Source organism: Pelomonas cellulosilytica (genome assembly GCF_021353265.1).
Taxonomy (GTDB): domain Bacteria; phylum Pseudomonadota; class Gammaproteobacteria; order Burkholderiales; family Burkholderiaceae_C; genus Pelomonas; species Pelomonas cellulosilytica.
On sequence record NZ_JAJTWU010000026.1, the window covers coordinates 1 to 3077 of the forward strand.

4 protein-coding genes are annotated in these 3077 nt (G+C 67.7%); all 4 read left to right on the plus strand.

Features of this window, described 5'->3' with window-relative positions; genetic code table 11:
* Nucleotides 1-107 precede the first annotated feature (107 nt).
* The 4 genes from tnpA (at nucleotide 108) to LXT13_RS28325 (ending at nucleotide 3047) form a co-directional block, all read left to right on the plus strand.
* Complete coding sequence (gene tnpA, locus LXT13_RS28310; RefSeq protein WP_233375780.1) at nucleotides 108-527, plus strand: IS66-like element accessory protein TnpA; 420 nt, start codon at nucleotides 108-110, stop codon at nucleotides 525-527.
* Complete coding sequence (gene tnpB, locus LXT13_RS28315) at nucleotides 524-871, plus strand: IS66 family insertion sequence element accessory protein TnpB (RefSeq protein ID WP_233375782.1); 348 nt, start codon at nucleotides 524-526, stop codon at nucleotides 869-871. The genes tnpA and tnpB overlap by 4 nt, the downstream gene beginning before the upstream one ends.
* 74 nt (nucleotides 872-945) lie before the next feature.
* Nucleotides 946-2496: an IS66 family transposase gene (gene tnpC / locus LXT13_RS28320; RefSeq protein ID WP_233375786.1), complete on the plus strand. Its 1551-nt coding sequence runs from the start codon at nucleotides 946-948 to the stop codon at nucleotides 2494-2496.
* Between the two features lie 35 nt (nucleotides 2497-2531).
* Nucleotides 2532-3047, plus strand: coding sequence for a hypothetical protein (locus tag LXT13_RS28325; RefSeq protein WP_233375784.1), 516 nt, complete (start codon nucleotides 2532-2534; stop codon nucleotides 3045-3047).
* Nucleotides 3048-3077 lie beyond the last annotated feature (30 nt).

Here is a 3077-nt window from a genome sequence, read left to right on the forward strand (position 1 = left end):
GTAAGCGTGGCCTCACGGCCCTCTACCGTGGCGGTGGTGTCGTGAGCAAGATCGGCTGATCCTGCGCGCGCCGAGATGGTGTGCATCAGGCATCGCTAACGCACACCATGGCCGATCAAGACACACCCCCCAAGCGCCGCAGGCGCGACCACAGCCCCGAGCTCAAGCGCGAGCTGGTGCGGCAATGCCTGCTGCCCGGTGCTTCGGTCTCCAGCATCGCGATGGCTCACGGCATCAACGCCAACCTGGTGTTCAAGTGGCGCCGTGAACATCGCGCTGTCGAGGCCTCTGGCTCAGGACCTGCGCAAGCGTCGGCGCCGCAGCTGCTACCCATCACGCTCGCCTCACCCACGCCCAACGACGCGGCGGCGGCGTCGGCACCTCCCGTGCCCACGAGCACGACCCGCACCATTCCCAGCGCCGGCAGCATCGAACTCGACTTCGCCGGTGCACGGCTGCGGCTGCGTGGCGCCGTCGACCAGGACAGTCTTGTCGCGCTGCTCTCTGCGTTGCGCAGCCTCGCATGATCGGCCTGCCATCGGGCACGCGCGTGTGGCTCGTCGCCGGTCACACCGACATGAGGAAGGGCTTCGACGGCCTGGCCGCCGTGGTGCAGACAGCCCTGGCGTCGAACCCGTTCGACGGCCACGTGTTTGTCTTCCGTGGCCGGCGCGGTGACATCATCAAGGTACTGTGGTTCGACGGCCAAGGACTGATGCTGCTGGCCAAGCGACTGGAGCGCGGTCGCTTCGTCTGGCCTCAAGCCGTTGACGGCCGCGTTGCACTGTCCGCCGCACAGCTCTCGATGCTGCTGGAAGGCATTGACTGGCGCATGCCGATGCGCACGAGCTCACCTCAATTGGCTGCATAGGGGGTGTCTCCTCGGGAGTGATCCCGATGCGCTCTCGCTGAGCTCGTCGCACACTGAGGTTCGTGCCGCAGGACATCGACCCGATCAGCCAACTGCCCGACGACGCGCAACTGCTCAAGCAGCAACTGCGCGTCAGCGCCAGCGAGGTGCAGCGGCTCAAGCTGATGGTCGACAAGCTCAAGCTGCAACTGGCACGCCGCGCGCGCGCGCAGTTCGGCGTCTCCAGCGAGCGGTTCGACCTGCAGGCCAGCCTCATTGAGCCGGTGGCGTTGGAGCAACTGCCCGTACGCAAGCCCACCACGCCGGCCGCCAATGCCGGCAGCGTCGACCGCAGCCTGCCGGCGCACCTGCCTCGCGAACAGCGCGAGGTTCGCCCCGTCACCACTGAAGCGCATCGCGACGCCGCTGGCCAGTCCTGCGGCTGCACCGCTTGCGGTGGCCGGCTGCGCAGCATTGGCGCCGACGTCTCGGAGCACCTGGAGTACGTACCGGCTCGCTTCAAGGTCATCCGCACCGTCAGGCCCAAGCTGGCGTGCACGAAGTGCGAGGCCATCTTCCAGGCCAGCGCGCCGAGCCGGCCGATCGCGCGAGGCCTTGCAGGGCCTGCGCTGCTGGCCCACGTGGCGGTGTCCAAGTATTGCGATCACTCACCGCTGCACCGCCAGAGCCGTGTCTATGCCCGCGAAGGCGTCGAGATCGACCCCAGCACGATGGCCGGCTGGGTGGAGCAGGTTCACACCTTGTTCGACCCCCTGCTTGCGGCGCTGGGCCGACATGTCCTGCACGCGGCCAAGGTTCATGCCGACGACACGCCGGTCAAGGTGCTGGCGCCAGGCGAAGGCAAGACCCGCACCGGCAGACTGTGGGTCTACGTGCGCGACGATCGGCCCTCAGGCGACAGCGCGCCACCCGCCGTCTGGTTCCGCTACTCGGCCGACCGCAAGGGCGAGCACCCACAGCGCCATCTGCGCGACTTCCGCGGCATCCTGCAGGCCGATGCCTACGGCGGCTGGAACGCCCTCTACGACGGTGGCCACGTGGTCGAAGCGGCCTGCTGGGCTCACGCACGACGACCGTGGTGGGACCTGTACGAACAGCATCGCGACGACACCGGACTGGCGGCGCAGGCGCTGCGCCACATCCAGGGGCTGTATGCCGTCGAAGCCGACATCCGAGGTCGCCCACCGGAGGTGCGACGCCAGCAGCGCCAGGCGCGAGCCGGCCCCTTGCTGGAGAAGCTCCAGCTCTGGCTGCAGGGTGTGCTGACCCAGGTGTCGACGAAGTCGGAGTTGGCCAAGGCCGCCCGCTACAGCCTGGCGCGCTGGAAGGCGTTGACGCGCTATGTGGACGACGGCCGCATCGAGATCGACAACTCGGCCGCCGAGCGCGCGCTGCGCGGTGTGGCGCTCGGGCGCGGCAACTACCTGTTCATGGGTTCGAACGCGGGTGGCGAACGCGCGGCGTCGATGTACAGCTTGATCGAGACGGCCAAGCTCAACGGGCTCGACCCCGAGGCCTATCTGCGCGAAGTGCTGCAGCGCATTGCCGACCATCCGGTGAACCGGATCGACGAACTGCTGCCGTGGTCGATTGCCGCGCAGCAAGCCGTCCCGCGCGCAGCCTGAAGTCCAACGGGCTGCGGCCCTGGCAACATCCATCCATGGCTGAAGACGACATCGCCTCGCGCATGGTCGAGGCACTGCAAGACGCGCCGAGCATGCAGCTGTACCAGATGCGCGCGCTCATCGATGTGCTGCTGGACGACCCCAAGCGCGAGATGGCGGCGCGCATGAAGCTGCACCTGGGCCAAGCCGTGCAGTTCATCGACCATCGCACCGGGCAGGTCCGGCACGGCAAGCTCATCGCGCGGCACGACAAGCAGGCAACCGTGCTCGAAGAAGACGTGCGCCGGACCTGGAAGATTCCGTACGTTGCGATCGACAGCCTCACGACTGAACCCGGAATGCAGGCCTACGAGCCGCCGCCGGAGCCAGCGGCGCAGACGGCCAACACAATCTTCAAGGTTGGCGACAAGGTCACCTTCGACGACGCCAAGGGTACGGCTCTGGTTGGCATCGTCACCCGCGTCAACCGTCGCACCGCGACCTTGCAAGCCATGGACGGCCGCAACTGGCGCGTCGGCTTCGAACTGCTGCGCCACGTCCTCGACGTCTAGGTCAAGAGGGTGGTGAGGCGACGCTTACGG